This window comes from Methylocystis sp., assembly GCF_051061225.1.
In the GTDB taxonomy this organism is placed as follows: domain Bacteria; phylum Pseudomonadota; class Alphaproteobacteria; order Rhizobiales; family Beijerinckiaceae; genus Methylocystis.
Window position 1 is genome coordinate 78,894 of the sequence record NZ_JBPFEB010000112.1, and the last position, 20,721, is coordinate 99,614.

The 20,721-nt window shown below is 66.4% G+C and carries 16 protein-coding genes and 1 tRNA gene; 13 read left to right on the forward strand and 4 right to left on the reverse strand.

Going from position 1 to position 20,721, the window contains the following annotated elements; all coding sequences use genetic code 11:
- The first annotated feature begins 69 nt into the window (after positions 1 to 69).
- From ACR652_RS19795 to ACR652_RS19805, 3 genes are read left to right on the forward strand one after another with little or no spacing between them, the layout of a single operon-like run.
- Positions 70 to 789: an ABC transporter ATP-binding protein gene (locus tag ACR652_RS19795; RefSeq protein ID WP_434508190.1), complete on the forward strand. Its 720-nt coding sequence runs from the start codon at positions 70 to 72 to the stop codon at positions 787 to 789.
- On the forward strand, positions 786 to 2,264 hold the full coding sequence (locus ACR652_RS19800; protein ID WP_434508191.1) for a DUF3526 domain-containing protein: 1,479 nt from the start codon (positions 786 to 788) through the stop codon (positions 2,262 to 2,264). Before ACR652_RS19795 ends, ACR652_RS19800 begins: the two co-directional genes overlap by 4 nt.
- Complete coding sequence (locus tag ACR652_RS19805) at positions 2,261 to 3,676, forward strand: DUF3526 domain-containing protein (RefSeq protein ID WP_434508192.1); 1,416 nt, start codon at positions 2,261 to 2,263, stop codon at positions 3,674 to 3,676. The genes ACR652_RS19800 and ACR652_RS19805 overlap by 4 nt, the downstream gene beginning before the upstream one ends.
- A gap of 436 nt (positions 3,677 to 4,112) precedes the next feature.
- On the opposite strand, the gene ACR652_RS19810 is transcribed toward ACR652_RS19805, so the two are convergent.
- The 3 genes from ACR652_RS19810 to ACR652_RS19820 form a co-directional block, all read right to left on the reverse strand.
- Positions 4,113 to 4,188, reverse strand: a tRNA-Asn gene (locus ACR652_RS19810).
- Between the two features lie 54 nt (positions 4,189 to 4,242).
- On the reverse strand, positions 4,243 to 5,169 hold the full coding sequence (locus ACR652_RS19815; RefSeq protein WP_434508193.1) for a PfkB family carbohydrate kinase: 927 nt from the start codon (positions 5,167 to 5,169) through the stop codon (positions 4,243 to 4,245).
- A gap of 62 nt (positions 5,170 to 5,231) precedes the next feature.
- Complete coding sequence (locus ACR652_RS19820; RefSeq protein WP_434508194.1) at positions 5,232 to 5,573, reverse strand: HesB/IscA family protein; 342 nt, start codon at positions 5,571 to 5,573, stop codon at positions 5,232 to 5,234.
- 99 nt (positions 5,574 to 5,672) lie between these two features.
- Here ACR652_RS19820 and ACR652_RS19825 point away from each other — a divergent pair, with 99 nt between their 5' ends.
- From ACR652_RS19825 to ACR652_RS19865, 9 genes are all read left to right on the forward strand, one after another.
- Positions 5,673 to 6,851: a deoxyguanosinetriphosphate triphosphohydrolase gene (locus tag ACR652_RS19825; protein WP_434508195.1), complete on the forward strand. Its 1,179-nt coding sequence runs from the start codon at positions 5,673 to 5,675 to the stop codon at positions 6,849 to 6,851.
- Between the two features lie 109 nt (positions 6,852 to 6,960).
- On the forward strand, positions 6,961 to 9,171 hold the full coding sequence (locus ACR652_RS19830) for a multicopper oxidase family protein (protein ID WP_434508196.1): 2,211 nt from the start codon (positions 6,961 to 6,963) through the stop codon (positions 9,169 to 9,171).
- A gap of 72 nt (positions 9,172 to 9,243) precedes the next feature.
- On the forward strand, positions 9,244 to 11,025 hold the full coding sequence (argS, locus tag ACR652_RS19835; RefSeq protein WP_434508197.1) for an arginine--tRNA ligase: 1,782 nt from the start codon (positions 9,244 to 9,246) through the stop codon (positions 11,023 to 11,025).
- Between the two features lie 79 nt (positions 11,026 to 11,104).
- Positions 11,105 to 12,439 carry an SPOR domain-containing protein gene (locus ACR652_RS19840; protein ID WP_434508198.1) on the forward strand — a complete coding sequence of 445 codons (1,335 nt, stop codon included), beginning with the start codon at positions 11,105 to 11,107 and terminating at the stop codon, positions 12,437 to 12,439.
- A gap of 87 nt (positions 12,440 to 12,526) precedes the next feature.
- Positions 12,527 to 13,522: a beta-N-acetylhexosaminidase gene (gene nagZ / locus ACR652_RS19845; RefSeq protein WP_434508199.1), complete on the forward strand. Its 996-nt coding sequence runs from the start codon at positions 12,527 to 12,529 to the stop codon at positions 13,520 to 13,522.
- Positions 13,523 to 13,925: 403 nt separating this feature from the next.
- Entirely contained in the window at positions 13,926 to 14,858 is a 933-nt protein-coding gene (locus ACR652_RS19850; RefSeq protein WP_434508200.1) for an outer membrane protein, read from the forward strand.
- A 244-nt stretch (positions 14,859 to 15,102) separates the two neighbouring features.
- A complete protein-coding gene (locus ACR652_RS19855; protein WP_434508201.1) occupies positions 15,103 to 16,035 on the forward strand; it encodes an outer membrane protein in 933 nt (310 codons plus the stop codon).
- A 231-nt stretch (positions 16,036 to 16,266) separates the two neighbouring features.
- Positions 16,267 to 17,031, forward strand: a complete 765-nt coding sequence (locus ACR652_RS19860) for a helix-turn-helix transcriptional regulator (RefSeq protein WP_434508202.1) — start codon at positions 16,267 to 16,269, stop codon at positions 17,029 to 17,031.
- Positions 17,032 to 17,154: 123 nt separating this feature from the next.
- Positions 17,155 to 17,802: an acyl-homoserine-lactone synthase gene (locus ACR652_RS19865; RefSeq protein WP_434508203.1), complete on the forward strand. Its 648-nt coding sequence runs from the start codon at positions 17,155 to 17,157 to the stop codon at positions 17,800 to 17,802.
- A 727-nt stretch (positions 17,803 to 18,529) separates the two neighbouring features.
- On the opposite strand, the gene ACR652_RS19870 is transcribed toward ACR652_RS19865, so the two are convergent.
- Positions 18,530 to 19,999: a helix-turn-helix domain-containing protein gene (locus ACR652_RS19870; RefSeq protein ID WP_434508204.1), complete on the reverse strand. Its 1,470-nt coding sequence runs from the start codon at positions 19,997 to 19,999 to the stop codon at positions 18,530 to 18,532.
- Between the two features lie 182 nt (positions 20,000 to 20,181).
- On the opposite strand from ACR652_RS19870, the gene ACR652_RS19875 reads away from it, so the two are divergent.
- On the forward strand, positions 20,182 to 20,721 hold a 540-nt coding region (locus ACR652_RS19875), incomplete at its 3' end, for an ATP-dependent metallopeptidase FtsH/Yme1/Tma family protein (protein ID WP_434508205.1).

The window sequence follows — 20,721 nt, forward strand, 5'->3', positions numbered from 1 at the left end:
CGCAGCCTGTCCGCCTTCACACATGGCGTCCGACGCGAGGCCACACGCGCGGCGCCGAAAGGATGCGGCATGCTCGAAGCGCGCAAGCTGACCAAGCGCTATGAGGGAGCGTTCGCCCCGGCGCTTGATCGCCTCAATCTGACCGTCGCCCCTGGCGAAGTGTTCTGCATGCTTGGCCCCAACGGCGCGGGCAAGACGACCACCGTCAATCTGTTCCTCGGCTTTCTGCAACCTTCGGAGGGACAGGCGCTCGTCGGCGGACTCGACAGCGCGAGCGACCCGCTCGGGGCGCGGGCGAAGCTCGCCTATATTCCCGAGACGGTGATGCTCTACGGCGCGCTGACGGGGCTGGAAAATCTTGGTTACTTCACCGAAATCGCCGGAGCGCCCACGCCGGCGGGCGAGCTCCTGCCGCTTCTCCTCGCCGCGGGCCTGACGGAGGAAGCGGCGCGCCGCCCGGTGAAATCCTATTCCAAGGGCATGCGCCAGAAAGTCGGCGTCGCAATCGCTTTGGCGCGACGCGCGCGGGCGCTGCGGCTCGATGAGCCGACCTCCGGCCTCGATCCGCTCGCGGCAAGCGAATTCGCCGCGCTGATCAGCCGGCTGCGTCAGGACGGCTTCGCCATTCTGATGGTCACCCACGACGTCTTCCTCGCCAGGCAATGCGGCACGCGCGTCGGCATCATGTCGGGCGGGAAGCTCGCGCGCGTCTTCGGCGCCGACGACCTTGGTCATCTGGGACTCGACCAGGCGGACCTCGCCCTCTTCGCGCAAGGAGGCGCGGCGTGAGCGAACTCGCTCTTTCCAGCGCCGCCGCGAGCCCGCCCGCGACGAGCCGCTGGCGAGTCATCCGGGCCATTGCGGCGAAGGAACTTCTCGAGATGCGGCGCGACCGCCGGCTGATCGCGCTTTTCGTCCTCACCCTGTTGCTGATCGCCGCCGCGCTCGCTTTCGGCGCCATGGAGAACGCCCGCGTCACGCGCGAACGCGCCGTCGCGGCGGCGGCCGATCGGGCGCTGTGGACGAGCCAGAGCGCCAAGAATCCGCACGCCGCCGCCCATTTCGGTCAATACGCCTTCAAGCCGTCGAGCCCGCTCGCCCTCGCCGATCCGGGGGTCGACCCTTATGTCGGCGCGGCCGTCTGGCTCGAGGCGCACAAGCAGAACGAGGCGCAGTTCCGTTCCGCGCGCGACGCGGGCGTCGCGGCGCGGCTCGGCGGCCTGTCGCTCGCCTTCATCCTGCAAACCATCGCGCCGCTGATCGTCGTGCTCGCGGGCTTTGCGAGTTTTTCCGGCGAGCGCGAGAGCGGCACGCTGAAACAGCTCCTCAGTCTTGGCGCAAGGCCGGGCGATCTCCTCGCCGGCAAGGCGCTGGCGCTGGTCTTTGCGACTTTCGTGCTGCTGGCGCCGGCGGCGGCCGGCGCGGCGCTCGCCCTCGCGCTCCTGACCGACACGACGAAACTTTCTCTTGCCGATCAGTTTCTGCGCCTCGGCGCGCTGGCGCTCGGCTATGGCGTCTATCTTGCGGGCTTCGCCTTTCTCACGCTCGGCATCTCCGCCGTTTCGAAAACCGGCCGCAGCGCGCTGGTGACGCTGCTCGCCTTCTGGTTCGTGAACTCCCTCGCGGCGCCGCGCCTGGCCGCTGACGCCGCCCGCGCGCTTGCGCCGACTCCGACCGCGCAGGAATTTCGCGCCGCGATCGCCCGCGACAAGGCGAGAAGCTTTGGCCATGACGAGACGCATCCGGCCTTCAGGGCGTTTCGCGATGAGACGCTAAAGCACTACGGCGTCGAGCGCGTCGAGGATCTGCCGGTGAGCTTTCGCGGCCTCGCGCTGCGCAAGGACGATGAAAACGGCTACGCCATTTACGATAAGCATTTTGGGACGCTGCAAGCCGCCTTCGAGCGGCAGGACGCCTTGACCGAGGCGGCAGGCGTTCTGTTTCCGCTTCTCGCCATGCGGCCCTTGTCCATGGCCTTCGCGGGCTCGGACAGCCGGGCGCAATTCCACTTCGCCTCCGCGGCGGAAGCTCACCGCCGCGTGATCCAGAACGAGGTGAGCGACAACATCATCCACTTCCAGCGCGACGCGTCCTATGTCGCGGGGCCGGAGTTGTGGGCGCGCATCGCGTCTTTCTCCTATGCGGCGCCCAACGCCGGAGTCGCGCTCGCGGGCGGTCACGAGGCCGTCGCCGGGCTTGCCGGCTGGCTTTTCCTCACCTTCCTTTTTGCGCGCCAGGCCGCGCGCCGTCTGAGGCCGCTATGATCGCCTTCCTCGTCGGCCTTCGCGCCGAAGCGCTGATCCTCGCGCGCGAGCGCGCCGTGTGGCTGGCGCTGATCGCCCTTGCGGCGGTGACGGTGCTGTCGCTTCACGCGGGCGCGGCGCGGGTTTCGGCGCAGACGGAGATCGCCGCCGCCGCCCGCGCCGACGAGACGCAGCGCATCGAGGGCCTGAAGAAGGACCTCGCCAGACTCGAAGCGGGCGAGACGCAGGAGGAGCCTCCAGCCTATCGCGATCCGCGCAACGCCGCCTTCATGGGCGCCGGTCCCGCCGCGCGCGTCGCGGCGCCGGTCGCGTGGCCGCTGGCGCTCGTCGCGACCGGCCAGAGCGATCTTTTTCCGCCGGCCGTGAAAGTGACGACCGGCTCCAAGGACAGTTTCCTGTTCGCCGAGGAGATCGAGAATCCCGCGCATCTGTCGATAGGAGCGACCGACCTCGCCTTCGTCGTCGCCTATGTCTATCCGCTCGTCATCCTCGCGCTGGCGTTCAATCTGCTGGCGGGGGAGCGCGAACAGGGCACGCTCGCCATGACGCTCGCGGCGGCGCGACGACCGGGCGCGACGCTGGGGGGCAAGTTCTGCGCGCGCATCGCAGGGCCGATCGGCGTCATCCTGGTGACGACCGCCGTGGGCGTCGCCGTTTTCGCTGGCGCTGGCGCGCTGCTCGATGGCGGTTTCCTGCGCCTCGAGTCGGTCATTCTCGTCTACGGCCTGTTCTGGGCCGCGCTCGCCGCCGTCGTCGACGGCTATGGCGAAAGCTCGGCCTTCAATGCGCTGACGCTCATTGGCGCCTGGGTGGGCATCGCGCTGATTGCGCCCGCCGCGATCAACAGCCTTGCGGCCTTCACGCATCCCGCGCCCTCGCGCATCGACATGACGCTTGCCGCCCGCGCGGCGTCGACCGACGCCGACAAGGCCCGCGACGCCGCGCTCGCCCGCTATCTGGAGGAGCATCCCGGCGAAAAGCGCGGCGGCGCGCGGGAAGGAACACTGCGCCGCCTCGCGACGCAGGAGGCGGCTTTCCAGCGTGTCGAAGGCGTGATCGCGCAACATGACGCGCAGCTCGCCCGCCAGCGCGCGCTCGCCGACCGGCTGGGCTTTCTCTCGCCCACACTGCACGCCTATCGGGCGCTGGCGGACATCGGCGGAACAAGCGAAGCGCGCTACCGCGACTTTCTCGACCGGATCAGCGCCTTTCACGTCGAATGGCGCGCCTTCTTCCTCACCCGCGCGCAGGCCGGCGCGGCGATGACCGCAATCGATTATGATTCCCTGCCGCGTTTCGGCGTCGAGGGCGCGCCGGGGGCGGCGATCCTCACCCCGATACTGGGCGTCCTCCTCCCGACGATTGCGCTCGCTTTCGCCGCCGCGCGCCGCTGGCGGCGCATCGCTCTGTAGCCGGCGCCGTTAGCGGCAGACCCATACCCATCCCTTGCCGGGATCCCACTCCCAGCAGACGCTATGTGTGTGGCGTCCCTGCTGTTGGCTCCAATCGCGGTGCATGTGTCGATAGTGGCCGCCGACGTCCTGCGCCATTGCGGGAGGACCTGCGACTGCGAGCACAAACGCAGCGGTCCAAAGAGCGAGCTTACCCATTTGCTCTCTCCCCTCTCTTTTTGCTTTGCCCCAGCGCCATTGAGAATGGGGCTCTGCGCTGGACAAGCAAGACGCCAACAAGCTTGTCTGAAAAAAGCTCTTGAGGCCAAGGGCATGTTCCGGGGCTTTGTTTCCCCGGTCTTCGAAGGAACGACGACACGGCGAACCTGCCGCTAGCAGACGACGCCGAGAGCGCCGCTCACGTCGCGCTCAATCGTGGAGATATTTTCGATTGAAGTGGCTCCCCGAGTAGGACTCGAACCTACGACCTAGCGATTAACAGTCGCGTGCTCTACCAGCTGAGCTATCGGGGAACGTCGTTGGTGAAGGGGCGTATACAAGGCGCGTTTCGATTTGCCAAGCCCCTTTCAGCGCTTTTCGAAAACGTCCTGGCCAAGCCCGGCGGGCGCCGGGGGGAACGTGGCCTTCGCGCGCGCCACGTCCTCGCGGCTGGGCAGGCCCGCCTCATTGCCCAAGTGCTGGATTTTATGGGCGGAAGCCGCTCTTGCGAATTCGAAGTGGTCTTGCCAGGACGCCCCGGACCGCTCCAGATAGGAGGCGCAATAGGCCCCATGGAACACATCGCCGGCGCCCGAAGTATCCACAACCTTTTCGGCCGGGACGTTCAGGGACGGCAGGTGCTGCGGAGCGGCGGCGCCCTCGTACCAGTAGGTGCCCTCTTCGCCGACCGTCACCGCGCCCACGCGGCAGCCCTTCGATTTCAGCCAGGCAAGCATCTCGCCCTCGGTGAAGGACATCTGCTCGCACAGTTTCCTGGACACCACGGCGACGTCCACGAAGTCGATCAGCTCCTCGATTCGCGGGCGCAGCGCACCCCCGTCGAGCGAGACCAGCACGCCCCTTTCGCGGGCGGCGCGGGCGTAATGAATCGCGGCGTCGGCCATATGGCCGTCGAGATGGAGGAGGCGGGCGTCGGAAATATCCAGACGGATGAAGGGCTGGAGATAATGATCGTCGCGGGCGCGCAGGATGGCGCGCTTCCCGTCGTTGGGCAGCACGAAGGAGAGCGAGGAGCGCGCCACTTTCCGCGGATGCAGCCGGACGCCATAGGCGTCGGCCATTTCCGCGAACATGTGGCCGAGCCAGTCGCGGGCCTGAGTCGTCAGGATATGAACGTCATGGCCAAGCTTGGCGCAGGCGAATCCGGCGGTCACGGCGTTGCCGCCGAAACTCACCGCATAGTCGCGCGCCACCGCCTTCTCGTCGCCGGCCGGCATGGCGTCGGCGAGCATGGTGACGTCGATATAGGCGTGCCCGACGAAAAGAGCGTCCAATGTTTCCTCCCGCGCTGCGATCCGATTCGCCCGTCGCGCCGGAGTCTACGCCGGCCGGCGCGTCAGAGCGAAAAGCTCGTGCCACAGCCGCATGACGAAACGGCGTTGGGATTGTCGACGCGGAAGGACTGGCCCATCAGATCGTCGACAAAGTCGATTCGGGCGCCGGCGAGAAAGCCGAGCGACGCCGGGTCGATCGCGACCCGGGCGCCGGCGCGCTCGACGAGCGCGTCGTCGCCGGCGGGGGCGTGGTCAATGGCGAATTTATACTGAAAGCCGGAGCAGCCGCCGCCCTCGACGGAGACGCGAAACACCGCGCCTGGCGTCTCGTTGGAGAGAAGCGCGACAATTCTCTTCGCGGCCTGGTCGGTGAGGGCGATGTCCTCGGCCGGGCTATTTGTCATGCGATCGTCCTCGTGTCTTCTTGCGTCCGCCCGAAGTCGCGGGCTATGCGCTGCAAAATAGGTCCGAACGTCCGGCCTTTCAACGACTGGAGCCCGACCGTGGCGCTTCGCCAGCCCCTCGCGCCATACGCCTGCGACGCCACGGCCTCGCGCGGGCGGCTGTTCGCCGTGTCGCCGTCGCCGACGCGCAGCGCCTTCCAGCGCGACCGTGACCGGATCATTCATTCCACGGCCTTCCGGCGCCTCGCGCACAAGACCCAGGTCTTCGTGCCGCTCGACGGCGATCATTTCCGCACCCGGCTCACCCATACGATCGAGGTGGGGCAGATCGCCCGCGCGCTGGCCCGCGCGCTTCGCCTCGACGAAGACCTCGCCGAGGCGGTGGCGCTCGCCCACGATCTGGGCCACACGCCTTTCGGCCACGCGGGCGAGGAGGCGCTCGAAAGCTGCATGAAGGCCTATGGCGGCTTCGATCACAACGCCCAGGCGCTGCGCGTCGTCACGCTGCTGGAGCGCCGATACGCGGATTACGACGGGCTCGACCTCACCTGGGAGACGCTCGAGGGCATCGTGAAACACAATGGGCCGCTGACCGACGATAATGGCGCGCCCCGGCTGCGGCCCGTCGCCCGTTACATTCTCGACTTCGACGCGGCCTATCCGCTCGGCCTCTCCACCTTCGCCAGCGTGGAGGCGCAGGCGGCCGCGCTGGCCGACGACATCGCCTATATCGGCCACGACATCGACGACGGCCTGCGCGCCGGTCTGTTCACCCTGGAGGCCATCGCGGCCGGCGCGCCTTTCATCGCGAGCCTGCTGGCAGAAGTGGCGGCGAAACATCCCCGCCTCGAACGCGGCAGGGTGATTCACGAACTGGTGCGCCGCGTGATCACCCGCTTCGTCGAGGATGCGATCGCGACCTCGGCCGAGCGGCTGGCGCGGCTGGCGCCCAAAAGCGCCGACGACGCGCGCGGGGCAGGGGAGACGATGGTCGCCCTGTCGGGCGAAATGACCGCCGCCGAGCGCGATCTCAAGCGCTTCCTCTTCGCCAACATGTATCGCCACGAGCGGGTCATGGGCGTCTGGGCGCGCGCCCGCGACGCCATCTCGCGGCTCTTCCCGGCCTTTCTGGAGACGCCCGAACTCATGCCGCCCGAGTGGGCGACGCTCGCCGCCGCCCGGGACGGGACCGCGCGGGCGGTCGTCGTCGCGGATTACATCGCCGGCATGACCGATCGCTACGCGCTCAACGAGGCGAAGCGGCTGTTTGGCGCATAAGCGCCACATTGCGGGCGAATCATGCTCACGTTTAAGATTCGTTCCCTTGTCGCCGTTTCAAATACAGTCGTCATTCTCGCGGCGGCCGGGTCTTCACGGAGGAATTGACGTGATTCTGGCGTTCGAAAACCATTTGCCTCTCGCCGCCCTCGACATCGTCACAACCGGACAGACGGCCGCATGGGGCGTGCTCGCCTTCACGGCGGAAGCGCGCAGCGTCAAACTTACCGACGCCGTCCCGGCGCCGCGCGACGCCAATGCATGGTGCTATATCCGCAGCGGCTCGCCACAGGAGCGGGCCGACACGCTCGAAAACTATCTGGGTCCGGTGATCAACGTCGAACGCGGGCGCCCGCTCAGGACGGTGTGGATCAACAAGCTTCCCTCGATGCCGCCCGCGAGGGCCGGAGACGCCCGCGCGCTCGCCATGCCGCCAATCCATCCCTTCCCGATGGAGTTCGGCGAAAAGTTCGCGCAGTTCAAGTCGATGAATTACCCGCTCGGGGTCGTCACCCATCTCCATGGCGGCAGGGTGCAGCCGGGGGCGGATGGCTGGCCGTTGCAGCCGGCGAGCTATGAGGGCAATCCGTTCCGCATGCCGTCGCATCGCGAATATGTCTATCCCAACGACCAGCGCGCCGCGATGCTGTGGTTTCACGACCACGCGATGGACAACACCGCGCAGCAGGTTCACGCCGGTCTGGCCGGCCTCTACTTCCTGCGCGACGAGTCGGACGCCGAGATTTTCCACCTGATCGGCGGCGCGGGTCAGGAGCTTCCGCTCGTCATTCAGGACCGCTGCTTCGCCGAACCGAGCGAGACGCGGCCGGCCGAGACGGCTTTCGATTATGTGAAAGGCGTTCCGCTTTCGAGGAGCCAGCCGGACGGCCGACCGGAGTTTCTCGGCGATACGATTTTCGTCAATGGCCGCCCGTGGCCCCATGCGCATCTGGCGCCGGGGGTCTACAGGCTGCGGCTGCTCAACGGCTCCAACGCCCGCACCTATGCGCTCACCCTTGCGGACCCGTCCGGAAAGCTCGGCTCCGCCGTGTGGCATGGCGACCTTCTGACCGCGATCGGCAATGACGGGGGCCTCATCAGCGAAGCGGCGCCGCTCAAGGCGACGGACTATCTGCTGCTCGCGCCGGGCGAGCGGCTCGACGTCTTGCTGGATCTCTCGCAGGTTCCGGCCGGAACGGCGCTCCATCTCGTCAATCTCGCGCTCGCCGGCTTTACGCCCGGCAGTCCCGATGACGCGCCGATCTTCCAGACGGACGAAGACTCCGTCTTCGCGCCCGAGACCAAGGAGGCGCTCGCCGCCATCGCTTATTCGAGCAGCGAGGCCGCGCTTCCGCTCGCCCATGTGATGCAGTTCAGGGTGGTCGAGCCGGGAAGCCATCACGGGGCCGTCGCGCCGGCTCCCCAGGCGCCGGAGCTGAAGACGGTCAACCGCGTTCTTCGCCGCCACGCGGACGACGACAGTTTTCATTTCCACGCGCTGCCCGGCGAAACCCCGACGCTGGCCGCCAACCCCGCCAGCGCGCCCATTGCGCACAATCGTTTCATCGTTTTGATGAACGACTCGATCAAGCGCGGAAAGACCGAAAAGCCGTCGCCTTTCACGGGCGGGCCGTGGCGCGATACGCAGATTTGGGAGCTGCGGCCGGCGACCAGCGCCGCGAGCGACCCTTCCGTGTTCCGGCTCCCCTTCGACGCCCGGCTCGCGGACCCCGCCCAGCCGGGCGACGGCGCGCCCGCCGGGGTTCCGTATCAGGTGGCGCGCGCCTTCTTTTTCGAGCCGGAGGACCCGCAGCCGCCTCATGCGGCGAGACATGACGATCCGCTGTGGGGTCTCGCGACGGAGGCCGCCAATCCGGGGGGCTTCCCGCCCGTTTTCGGCTACCCGCATCTCTACCGGCATCATCCGGCGCAGGGGCGCAAGGTGTCGCGGCCGACGGAAGGGACCTATGAGCGCTGGTATGTCGCGAATATCACCAGCAATCTGGGCAATCTTGGCGACGGACCACAGCCCGACATGCATCCGTTCCACATGCATCTCGTGAATTTCGTCGTCACGAGGCGCTGGAAGCTGAACAAGGCCACCAACCTCTTCGAGGACAGGACCGGCTGGCGCGCGCTCGATTTCGACAGGATCGCCCGGCACGACACGGTGAGGGTTCAGTCGAACGAGCTTCTTGAGCTGCTGGTGCATTTCCCGCGGGGGTATACTGGCCACTATCCCTACCACTGCCATCTCGTCGAACATGAGGACATGGGCATGATGCTGCATTTCGACGTGCAGGCGAGGGCCGGGGCCTGATGGGTCGGAGGTGATGCAATCGCGCGCGGGGTCTGCTAGACCCGCGCGCGAAGACATCTCAGCCGGACCTCCATGAACATTTTCGACCTCTTCCACGCCCGCATCGCTTCGATCCTCGACGGCATGACCGCGGCGGGCCGTCTGCCTCCGCTCGACCTCGCCCGTTTCGTCGTCGAGCCGCCGAAGGACGCCGCGCTTGGCGACCTCGCCTGCAATGCGGCGATGGTCTTCGCGAAGGAGGCCAAGGCGCATTTCGCCAATCCGCGCATGCTGGCGACCGAAATCTGCTACGCGCTGGCGCAGTCTGATGGCGTGGCGGAGGCGGAAGTCGCCGGGCCCGGCTTCATCAATATCCGGCTGAAGCCCGGCATCTACGCCGAGGTCCTGCGCGCCGTTCTGGGCGATCCGGAGAATTTCGGCCGGGTTGAAAAGGGCAGGGCGGGCGCGCTCGCCGGCAAGGTCAATGTCGAATATGTCTCGGCCAATCCGACCGGCCCCATGCATGTCGGCCATGGGCGCGGCGCGGTGTTCGGCGACGCGCTCGCCAATCTCCTCGCCTTCTCGGGCTGCGAGGTGACGCGCGAATATTACATCAACGACGCCGGGGCGCAGGTGGACGTGCTCGCCCGCTCGGCCTTCATGCGCTACCGCGAGGCGCTCGGCGAGACCATCGCCATTCCGGAAGGGCTCTATCCCGGCGATTACCTGAAGCCGGTCGGCGCGGCGCTCGCGCAAACGCACGGCCGCGCGCTTCTCGACAGGCCGGAGAGCGAGTGGCTCCCCATCGTCAAGGTCGAGGCCATCGACGCCATGATGGACATGATCCGCGACGATCTCGCCGCGCTCAACATCCGTCACGAGGTGTTCTTCTCCGAGCGCACCCTGCATGACCGCAGCCACGGCCCCTCGAAAATCGACGCCTCGATCGAGTGGCTGCGGGAGAAAGGGCTCGTCTACGAGGGCCGGCTGCCGCCGCCCAAGGGCCAGCTCCCCGACGATTGGGAGGATCGCGAGCAGACCCTGTTCCGCTCAACCGATTTCGGCGACGACGTCGACCGCGCGCTGAAGAAGTCGGATGGCTCGCCCACCTATTTCGCGGCGGACATCGCCTATCACAAGGACAAGATTGACCGCGGTTTCGACACGCTCGTCGATGTGTGGGGCGCGGACCACGGCGGGTATGTGAAGCGCATGGGCGCGGCGGTCGCGGCGCTCTCCGACCGCAGGGCGTCCCTCGACGTGAAGCTCTGCCAGCTCGTGAAGCTCATGCGCAACGGCGAGCCCGTGAAAATGTCCAAGCGCGCGGGCGATTTCGTCACGCTGCGCGAAGTGGTTGACGAAGTGGGCGTGGACGCCGTTCGTTTCATGATGCTCTACCGCAAGAACGACGCGCCGCTCGATTTCGACCTCGCCAAGGTGATCGAGCAATCGAAGGACAATGCGGTCTTTTACGTGCAATACGCCCATGCGCGGGGGAAATCCGTGCTGCGGCAGGCGCTCGCCGCCTTCCCGGACATCGATCTGGGCCGGGACGCGCTCGCCGGGGCGCGGCTCGATCTGCTGACGGACGAGGGGGAGACGCTGCTCTCGCGCATGATCGCGCAGTATCCGCGCGCGATCGAGGCTGCGGCGGCGGCCCACGAGCCGCATCGCGTCGCGTTCTATCTGCATGAATTATCTAGTGTTTTCCATGCTCACTGGAACCGCGGCAAAGATCAGCCACAATTACGTTTTGTTAATGCCGCCGAGAGAGATTTAACGAGCGCCCGGGTCGCCTTGGTTTTATCCTTGACCACAGTCCTGGCGTCGGGCCTGAAACTTCTCGGCGTGAGCGCTCCCGACGAAATGCGTTGACGCGCGACCTTCGATCTCTCGGTCGGACGCGCGGCGCATTGCTCTATGCTCCAGTCCGGGAAGAGGATCGAGGTGTGTCATGCGTGAACTGTCCGCCAGAGGCCCTGCCGTCGACCTCACCGAGTTCGAGCGGCGCATGCGAAGCGGGGAAACCAACCCGGCGCCGAAGGCGAGCCGGCTGAGCGAACTCGCCCGCCTGCGGCAAGGCGAAAGCGAGGCGGACCCCTACAGCCGGATTCTGCCCGATCCGCGCGCGGCGGCGCATCAGACGCCGCCGCCCCTCCCGCCGGCGCCGCAATGGGACGCCGGTCTGCGCGGCTCCTACGACGCCGCGCCGCCGGTCGCCTCGGAGCCTCATTACGATGGCTACCACCAGCCGCCTTACCAGCATCAACCAGAGCAGGGCTATCCCGAACAGGGCTATCCTGAAGAGGCCTACGCCGAGTCCGGCTATCCGCAGCAGCACTATGATCCGGCGCGTCACGGCGGAGCCGAAGGCGGCTGGGCGGATGATTCGCAATATCTCGATTATGGCGGCGAGCCGGAAGACGAGCGCGCCGGCGGCGTTCTGGATGGTCTCCGTCGCCGCGTGAAGCCCTGGCACGCCGCCGTCGCCATCGGCGTCGTCGCCGTCGGGAGCATCGCCTGGGGATTCCTGCATCGCAGCGGCGCCGGCGGCTCCAAGGACATCGCCGTCATCAACGCGCCGGAAGGCCCGGTGAAAGTGAAGCCCTCCGCCGCGACGGATCAGGAGGCGCCTCCGAACAATGGCGCGGCCGTGCTGGACCGCAAGGAGCCGACCCCGGTCAAGCAGGTCGTGACCCATCAGGAGCAGGCCGTCGATCCCACCGTGGCGCCCAAGGTTGTGACGCTTGGCGACGGCCCCGTGGACGCGCCGCACGAGCCCGCGCTCGGCGCCCAGCCGCGCAAGGTGAAGACCGTCACCGTCCGTCCGGACGGCAGCCGCGTCGAGGACGCAGCCATTCCCCCGGCGGCCGTCGAGAGCGTCGCGGAGGCGCCGGCGCCCGATCCCGCGGCGTCCAGAGGCGCGACGCCCAAGCCGCAGACCAAGCCGGCCACGACCGCCCAGGCGACGCCGAAGCCGAAGCCTGCGCCGAAGGTCGCGGCGGTGGAGCCGCCGGCCGAGGACGATGCGGCCGCCGCCGCTCCATCCGCCTCGTCGGGCGGGACCTATGCCGTGCAGTTCGGAGCCGCCGGGACCGAAGAGGAGGCGCGCACGCTGCTCAAGTCGGTTTCCTCGAAATATGGCGTGAGGGCTACCTTCAAGCCGGCGAAGGTCGACGGGAAGATGGTCTATCGCGTCCGCGCCGCCGGCCTGAGCAAGGACTCCGCCAACGCCGTCTGCAACAAGGTGAAAGCCACCGGCGGCACCTGCTTCGTGGCCGGGAACTGACGCGCGGCCGCGCGGTCGCCCGACGACGAGGCCCTCCGGGAGAGGGCTTCGTCCCGCCCCTCGCTGACGCCTGACCCGGACAGATCCATGCGCGCTTTCATCTGCGGCCTGAAGGGCCTCACCCTCGACGCCGACGAACGCGCCTTCCTGCGCGACGCGGCGCCGTGGAGCGTGATCCTGTTTCGCCGCAACGTGGACAGCCGCGAGCAGGTGGCCCGCCTCACCGCGGATGTTCGCGACGCGCTCGGCCGCCAGGCGCCGGTTCTGGTCGATCAGGAAGGCGGGCGCGTGCAACGGCTTACGACCCCGCACTGGCGCGCCTATCCGAGCGCCGCGCGGTTCGAGCCGGCGGCCAGGAACGCGGCGCAGGCCGAACGTCTCGCCTGGCTGGGCGCGCGGCTGATGGCGCATGACCTGCGGGAGGTCGGAATCGACATCGATTGCCTGCCGGTGCTCGACACGCCGGCGGAAGGGTCGCACGCCATCATCAGCGACCGCGCCTATAGCCGCGACCCCTCGCGCGTGGCGCGGCTGGGACGCGCGGCCGCCGAAGGGCTGATGGCGGGCGGCGTGGCGCCGGTGATGAAGCACATCCCCGGACATGGCCGGGCCCGCGCCGACAGCCACCTCGAACTCCCGGTTGTCGACGCCAGCCGCGCGGAGCTCGAAGCGGTCGATTTTCGGCCCTTCGCCGCCAACGCCGATCTGCCGATGGCGATGAGCGCGCATGTCGTCTACACGGCGATCGATTCGTCCGCCCCGGGCACCCAGTCGAGCGTCGTGGTCAATGAGATCATTCGCGGCGTCATCGGGTTCGACGGCCTCCTGATGACCGACGACCTCTCCATGAAGGCGCTGAGCGGCGGTTTTCGCCAACGCGCCGAACGCGCGATTGCGGCGGGTTGTGACATGGTGCTTCATTGTAACGGCGATCTCGCCGAAGCGCGCCCGGTCGCCGAAGGGGCGCCGGTTCTCGCCGGCAAGGCGCTGGAGCGCGCCGGCAAGGCTCTCGCCTGCATCCGCGCGGCAACGCCTTTCGACGTCGCGGCCGGGCTGGCGGAATTCGAGTCGGCAATCGCCTAACTGGCAGCGCTAGCGCATGAAATCCGTTTGCTTGCGACCCGCCCGAGCTTGGCTTGGCGCTGCGCCGGAGCGGCTTCCCCGGCGGCTTCGCCAAGACCGGGGCAGGGGGACGCAGCGCGATTTTCCTCAAGCATTTTGTAACAAACTATACGGATAAGCGCCATAAGCTTTGGCATTTGTTTTGATTTTTCGCTCGTCATGTAGTGACTTTTGCGCAACATGATCCCAGAAACCGACTTCGAATATCGCGAATGCAACGAGTTATCGTTGACTGAGCGGGTCTGCTGCTGATGGATAGGGGTATGGCCATGCGGAACGGAATCGTTTGAGCCGCACCGCTTTGGCCCCTGAGTTGGGAGTCGTGCGCCTGGCGCGGTTCCGACGCTTTTTTTAAGAGGCTGGAATGAAAAAAGTCGCTCTCACCGTCGCCGCGCTGGCGCTGACCGCCGGGTCGGCCCTCGCCGCTGACCTCCCGTCGCGCAAGGCGCCGCCGATGCTGCCCCCGCCGCCCCCGCCGCCGCCGATGTGGACCGGCTTCTACGTCGGTCTGAACGCTGGCGGCACCTGGGCCAACAGCAACCATCAGACCATTGCGGTCGCTCCGGTCGCCTTCGGCAACTCCTTCAACCCCTGGATCGGCAGCGCGCGCTTCAATGGCGAAGTCGCGGCGCTGTCCTCTGCGGCTTCTGCCGGCGGCTTCAACGGCGGCAACAACGGCGGCTTCATCGGCGGCGGCCAGATCGGCTACAACTGGCAGTTCTACAACAGCTTCGTCGCTGGCGTTGAGGCTGACATCCAGGGCCTGACCGGCAACAGCGGCAGCCGCTCCTTCATCACCGCGGCCCCGACGGGCTTCGGCGACAGCTGGATCGGCGTCCACTCGGTTCGCGGCAATCTGGACTACCTCGGCACGGTCCGCGGGCGTCTCGGCTGGCTGTTCACGCCCACCCTGCTGGTCTACGGCACGGGCGGTCTCGCCTACGGCGGCGTGACGCTGAACACGGCGAGCACCGTCTACAACGACACGTTCTCGAACTTCATCGCCCCGGCGTTCGGCGGCGTGAACTTCTCGAACACGCAGGTCGGCTGGACGGCCGGCGGCGGCCTCGAGTGGATGTTCTGGCCGAACTGGTCCGCCAAGGTCGAATACCTCTACTACGATCTCGGCACCGTCACCCAGAACTTCGCCATGCCGATCAGCGTCGCTGGCGGTTTCAACGACTCGGCCCTCTTCGCCGGTCAGGCTCGCGCCCGCGTCAACGGCAACATCGTCCGCGCCGGCGTGAACTACCACTTCAACTGGGGCGCTCCCGCTCCGGTCGTCGCCAAATACTGATCTTTCGAAAAGATCAGCCAAGAACAGGAAGCCCGGCGTTTGCCGGGCTTTTTTTGTGGCCTTTGCGCAACAGTTCTCTGAAAACCCGTCCGTTTTTATGCTTAAGTCCAAGATATGCTTTGACGGTCAAGATCAGGCTGGGCAAAAAAGGGCCAGGCGCACGGAGCGAAGATCGCGACGGAGCCGAGGCACTTTCAGCGCGACGCCGCTTGTAGGCGTCGTGAAGCCGACGAAGAGGACCACTATGAAAAAGATTGCGCTTTCTGTTGCCGCGCTGGCCATCTCGGCGGGTTCCGCCATCGCTGCCGATCTCCCCTCCCGCAAGGCGGCTCCGATTCTTCCCCCGCCGCCTCCGCCGGCGCCGCTGTGGACCGGCTTCTACGTCGGTCTGAACGCAGGCGGCACCTGGGCCAACAGCAACAGCCAGTCGATCGGCGTCGGCCCGGTCGCCGCTGATCCGTTTTGGCCGCACGGCGCCGCGATCGACGGCACGCGCTATCTCGCCGCCTTCTCCGCCGCGGCCTCGGTCGCCGGCGTCAACAGCGGCGCCAACGGCGGCTTCATCGGCGGTGGCCAGATCGGCTACAACTGGCAGTTCTACAACAGCTTTGTCGCCGGCGTTGAGGCCGACATCCAGGGTCTGACCGGCAACAGCGCCAGCCGCTCCGTCATCACCGCGGCGCCGGTCGGCGACGGCACCAACTACGTGGCCATCACGTCGGCTCGCGGCAATCTCGACTACATCGGCACGGTTCGCGGCCGTCTCGGCTGGCTGTTCACGCCCACCCTGCTGGTCTACGGCACGGGCGGTCTCGCCTACGGCGGCGTGTCGCTCAACACAGCGTCGCTCGTCTACAACGACGTGTTCGTCACCACCAACCATCTCCCGGCGTCTTTCGGCGGCGTGAACTTCTCGAACACGCAGGTTGGCTGGACCGCCGGCGGCGGCCTCGAGTGGATGTTCATGCCGAACTGGTCGGCCAAGGTCGAATATCTGTATTATGATCTCGGCACGGTCGCGCAGAACTTCGCCATGCCGGCGACCGATAACGCCAGCGGCCTGAACGCGCTGTTCGGCGGCCAGGTGCGCGCCCGCGTCAACGGCAACATCGTCCGCGCTGGTGTGAACTATCACTTCAACTGGGGCTCCCCGGCTCCGGTGGTCGCGAAGTACTGATCGCCTGGATCATGGCGCCCGGTTGACTCCGGGCGTCCCGTTCCAAAGGACCCCCGCTGTCTCAGCGGGGGTTTTCTTTGTCGGCTCGCCAAGAAAAAGCGTCGGATTTTCCTGTCCTGGGGGAGGGAGTGTTCATCGCAATCCAGATTGCGCGAGAGGCATGGTTGTCCGCGCGCGCGCAAGGCTCTACCTTCAGCGTAAGCGTGTCTGCATTCAGTGTTGGTGGTTGCCGTGCATCCAGATGACTTTTACGACCTCGTCGACCGACTGGCGTCGGCCGACCGAATCGAATCGGCCTCCGATATCATCGGCCTGTTCATGCAGTCCTGGGGGCTGCACAACGTCGCCTATGCGGCCCTCAACATGCCGGCCCCCGGCGCGCAGCGGCCGCTTCTGTCCGTCACTTATTCCCCGGAGTGGCAGAAGCATTTCGCCCAGAGCGGCTATGTCGATCTGGACCCGATCGTGCGCTCGGGGCTCGGGGGCATCCTCCCCATAGACTGGGCGGAAATCGATCGCAGCGATCCCGTGATCCGCAAGTTCTTCGGAGAAGCGCAGGAACTCGACGTGGGCGCGAACGGCATGTCCATCCCGATTCGCGGGCGGATGGGCGAGTTTGGGCTGTTTTCGGTCACGAGCGACGAGGCGGACGCTGACTGGCGCGCCATGAAGGGCGAGCTCATGCGCGATCTGATGGTCGTCGCCTTCAATTTTCACTCCGCAGCCCTGCGCGCTTGCGGCGTGACCGAGGAGCCGACGATCCATCTGCCGCTGCGCGAGGCCAGTTGTCTGAGATGGAAGGCGCTCGGCAAGACGGATGAAGAGATCGGACACATTCTGGGAATCAGTCCCCATACCGTCCGGTTTCATCTCGAATCGGCCCGCGCCCGCTTGCAAACCGCGAACACGACGCACACCGTCGCCAAGGCGCTCGCCCGCGGACTCATCAACATGTCGTACGAACCGACGCATCTCATCCCGAAAAAGCGGCGCTAACCCCCTGTTTTCGGGAGGCGGAAACGCCTCCAGACCGGCCCGACCCCCTATTTTCGGGAGGTGATAACCCACTGTCATTGCTGCAAATTCTCCAACGTAAACTTGGCGTTAAGGAGAACAGCAATGATTACAGTCATTCCTGGTCAGTGGCGCGACCAGCACCCCGACCTCATCGATCAAATGCACAGGCTGCGCCGAAACGTCTTCTACGAGCGACTGAAGTGGCAGGTGACGGTCATCAACAGATGGGAGATCGATGGGTATGACGCGCTCGACCCTCTCTATGTGCTCTCGCTCGATGACTCGGGACATGTGATTGGCGGCTTGCGGCTTTTGCCGACGACCGGCTTCAACATGCTCAATGACACCTTCCCGCAATTGCTGCCGGACGGCGTGCGGATCGAGAGTCCGCTGATCTGGGAATCGAGTCGCTTCACCGTCAGGATGACCGGCGACATGAAGGTTGACGGGCCGACGATCAGCCGGGCCACCGCCGAGCTTGGTCTCGCGCTCAATGAAATCGGCAAGGCGGTGGCGCTGACGCATATCGTGACGGTCTACGACCGGGCGATGCATCGCATGCTGACGCGCTGCGGCTGCGCGGGCGAGCCGCTCGGACCGTCGCAATGCATTGGGGGCGTCGAGACTTACGCTGTCATTTACGAAGTGGGCCCGGAATGGGACCAGCGCGTCCGCCATCTCGCCGGCGTCGCCGACGTGCCGCTCGAGCACAGCGCCATCGAAGCCATGCGCGCGCGCCTGGCCTCGTGAACCAACCATCATTCAACAAGGGAAAGGGCAGGATATGATCCGGCTCGTGACTTATCGGAACTTTCCACTTCTCGACCTTCAGATCGAAGAAGCATGCCGGCGCCGTCAAAGGCCGCGCGAAATCTTTCTTTTCGAAGAGCTCGAGGAACTCACGCTCCTGACCGCGCCCCGCCGGGAGCGACGCAGGCGGAACGGTAGCCGTGAATGGCTTCGTCGTCTGGCCCGTGCGGTGGACGCGCTCGCGAAAGTTCCCGAAACGCGCAGCGCAAGACGGAGGACGCCTCGCCTGGTGGCGGCGAACCTTCCACGGGCGCCGTCAGACGGGAAAAACCGCCGACGGGCCAATCGCTGACATCAGGAACACGACGCGCGTCTCCCTCCAGACGCGCGTCGTCGGCCTGCTGCCGTGTTCAGTTCACGTAAGCCGTGATGGCGAAGGTGACGGCGGCGGCGGTGGCGAGTATCGAGACAATTGCGGTGAACGAGCTCATGACTTTTCCCTTTGCCTCTGGCGTTGCCCGCAGTGCGCCCTGTTTCAGGAGCGTTAACCGATGGCGCGACATAGTAACGCACCTGCGCCGCTCTTGACGCAAGCCGGAAAAGTTGCTGCGTTGCGAGATCAAAGGGTCGCCGCCGACATGCGCGTCCTGGCGACTGACCTGTAAAATCGCAGGAAAAACGCGGACGCTCGCATCGCAGCGACGATCGCTCTCCGTCTGGCGCCGCTTCAGGCGATGGATTGCAGTTTCGCGCGCAGGTCGCCGATCTCCGCCTCCGCGCGCACCTGATCCGTCACGTCGTACTGCACGCCCAGGAAATAGATGAGCTTGCCATGCGCGTCGAACAGCGGCGTGATGTTGAGCTTGTTGTGAAAGAGCTGGCCGTCCCTGCGGTAGTTGCGCAGCGTGACTTCCACCGGCTGATGGTTGCGGATCGCTTCGCGCAGCCGCCGCAGCCCCTCCTGATCACGGTCGTCGCCCTGCAGAAAGCGGCAGTTTCGGCCGATGATCTCCTCCGCGTCATAGCCGGTGATTTCGTGGAAGCGCTTGTTTGCGTAGACGATCGGCGCATCCTCGAGGTCGGGGTCCGTGAGTGTCACGCCGTTGACGCAGGTGTCCAGAATGGTGGTGAGGATCTCGGGAATGAACTCCGATTCCTTTCGCACCGAGAACATCTGCGCCTTGTCCTGGCTCTTGGCGCGCGCCCAGACGCGATAGGCCGAGGGCGCCATGCCGGCATAGCGCCGGAAGGCGCGGCGGAAGCTCGCCTCGTCGATGAAACCCGCGCTCGCCGCCAGCTCCTTCACCGGCTTGGCGCTGGTTTCCAGCAGCGTGCGCGCGGTTTCGACCCTGATTCGGTCGATGAATGTCTTTGGCGATTCGCCGCAGGCCTGTTTCAGCCTGCGGTGCAGCGTGCGTTCCGAGGTCGAAAGCGATCGGGCGAGATCCTGCGCGTTGAAATTGGCGTCCGCCTGCCGCACGACGCGTTCCGCCTCCGCAAGAAACGCGTCGGCGCTGCCGCTCACCACGTTCGGCATGTAGGCGGTCGCCGCCTGTGCGCCCTTCGGCGAGGCTTCGCCGAGCGTGAAATCGGCCGCGACGCGGCCAGCCTCCGGACCGCAAAGCGTCTTGATCACATGCAGGCCGACGTCGATCCAGGAGAGGGGCCCGGCCGCCGTGATCACCCGGCGGTCGTCGATGAGCCGCGCGCCCCAGGCCGTGTCCGCGCGCGGATAGCGACGCTTGAGGTCCTCATGGTGCCACCAGCTCGTCGTGCAGCGGCGCCCTTCGAGCAGGCCCGCCTCGCCCAGCAGAAAGACGCCCGAGCCGCAGCCGCCGATCAGCGCGCCCCGCGAGTGATGGCGGCGCAACCAGGCCGCCGCCGACGCAAAGGCGGTCATGTCGGGCGCCTTGCCGTCCGGCCCCGGGGCGAAGCTCGGGACGATGATCGCGTCGCAGGCGGCAATCTCGTCGAAGGAGGTTTCGACATCGAAAGGAACGCCGGCGCCGTCCCGGACGGGCTGTCCCGTCGGGCTGGCGGCGACGACGCAAAACGCCGGCGGCGTTGCGGTCGAGCCGTCCGCCGCGCTCGTTGAGGCCGCCGCGATCGCCCGCTGGGACAGCGACAGGAGATCGGACAGGCCGAGGAAGGCGGAGCCCAGACAGCCGTCTAGGCCCGCGATGATGATCTTGAGCATGCCTCCCCACCAATTGTCGTTTTTGGCGAATTATGGACTCGATTTGGCTATTTCGCCATCCTGACCTAGGATAGGCGCAACCTCATCTTGGGTAGGGCGAGGGCATACGTCCTATGTCATGATGCCGTTATGCGGGCAGCTTTTCCCTGAGATATCAGCAGGAAGCGCCCTTGGAGGTAAAAATGAAGGCGAATTGGAAGAAATATTTGCCTTGGGTCGTCTTCGTGGCTGTCGCGGTGGTTCTGTTTGCGATGTTCCAGCATCAGCAATCCCGGACGCCGGCGCGTGAAATCACCTTCAGCGAGCTGCTCGTGCAGATCGACGAAGGCCGCGTGCACGACGTGACGATCGCAGGCAACGAAATCACCGGGCACTTCAACGACAACCGCTCCTTCACGACCTATGCGCCGAACGATCCGTCGCTGGTGCAGAAGCTCGAGTCCAAGAAGGTGCAGATCAGCGCCAAGCCGGGCGGGGACAATCCGGGCTGGCTGTCGACGCTGCTCGTCAACGGTCTGCCGCTGCTGCTGTTCATCGGCGTGTGGATCTACATGGCGCGCCAGATGCAGGGCGGCGCCGGCGGCCGCGCGATGGGCTTTGGCAAGTCGAAGGCGAAACTGCTGACCGAGATGGCCGGCAAGGTCACCTTCGAGGACGTCGCGGGCGTCGACGAGGCGAAGGAAGACCTGCAGGAAATCGTCGAATTCCTGCGCGATCCGGGC

Bases quoted from the DNA above. Each gene is read 5' to 3' on its own strand.
- ACR652_RS19795 (WP_434508190.1), top strand. From the start codon at position 70: ATGCTCGAAGCGCGCAAGCTGACCAAGCGCTATGAGGGAGCGTTCGCC.
- ACR652_RS19805 (WP_434508192.1), top strand. From the start codon at position 2,261: ATGATCGCCTTCCTCGTCGGCCTTCGCGCCGAAGCGCTGATCCTCGCG.
- ACR652_RS19820 (WP_434508194.1), bottom strand. From the start codon at position 5,573: ATGACAAATAGCCCGGCCGAGGACATCGCCCTCACCGACCAGGCCGCG.
- argS (WP_434508197.1), top strand. From the start codon at position 9,244: ATGAACATTTTCGACCTCTTCCACGCCCGCATCGCTTCGATCCTCGAC.
- ACR652_RS19840 (WP_434508198.1), top strand. From the start codon at position 11,105: ATGCGTGAACTGTCCGCCAGAGGCCCTGCCGTCGACCTCACCGAGTTC.
- nagZ (WP_434508199.1), top strand. From the start codon at position 12,527: ATGCGCGCTTTCATCTGCGGCCTGAAGGGCCTCACCCTCGACGCCGAC.
- ACR652_RS19850 (WP_434508200.1), top strand. From the start codon at position 13,926: ATGAAAAAAGTCGCTCTCACCGTCGCCGCGCTGGCGCTGACCGCCGGG.
- ACR652_RS19855 (WP_434508201.1), top strand. From the start codon at position 15,103: ATGAAAAAGATTGCGCTTTCTGTTGCCGCGCTGGCCATCTCGGCGGGT.
- ACR652_RS19865 (WP_434508203.1), top strand. From the start codon at position 17,155: ATGATTACAGTCATTCCTGGTCAGTGGCGCGACCAGCACCCCGACCTC.
- ACR652_RS19870 (WP_434508204.1), bottom strand. From the start codon at position 19,999: ATGCTCAAGATCATCATCGCGGGCCTAGACGGCTGTCTGGGCTCCGCC.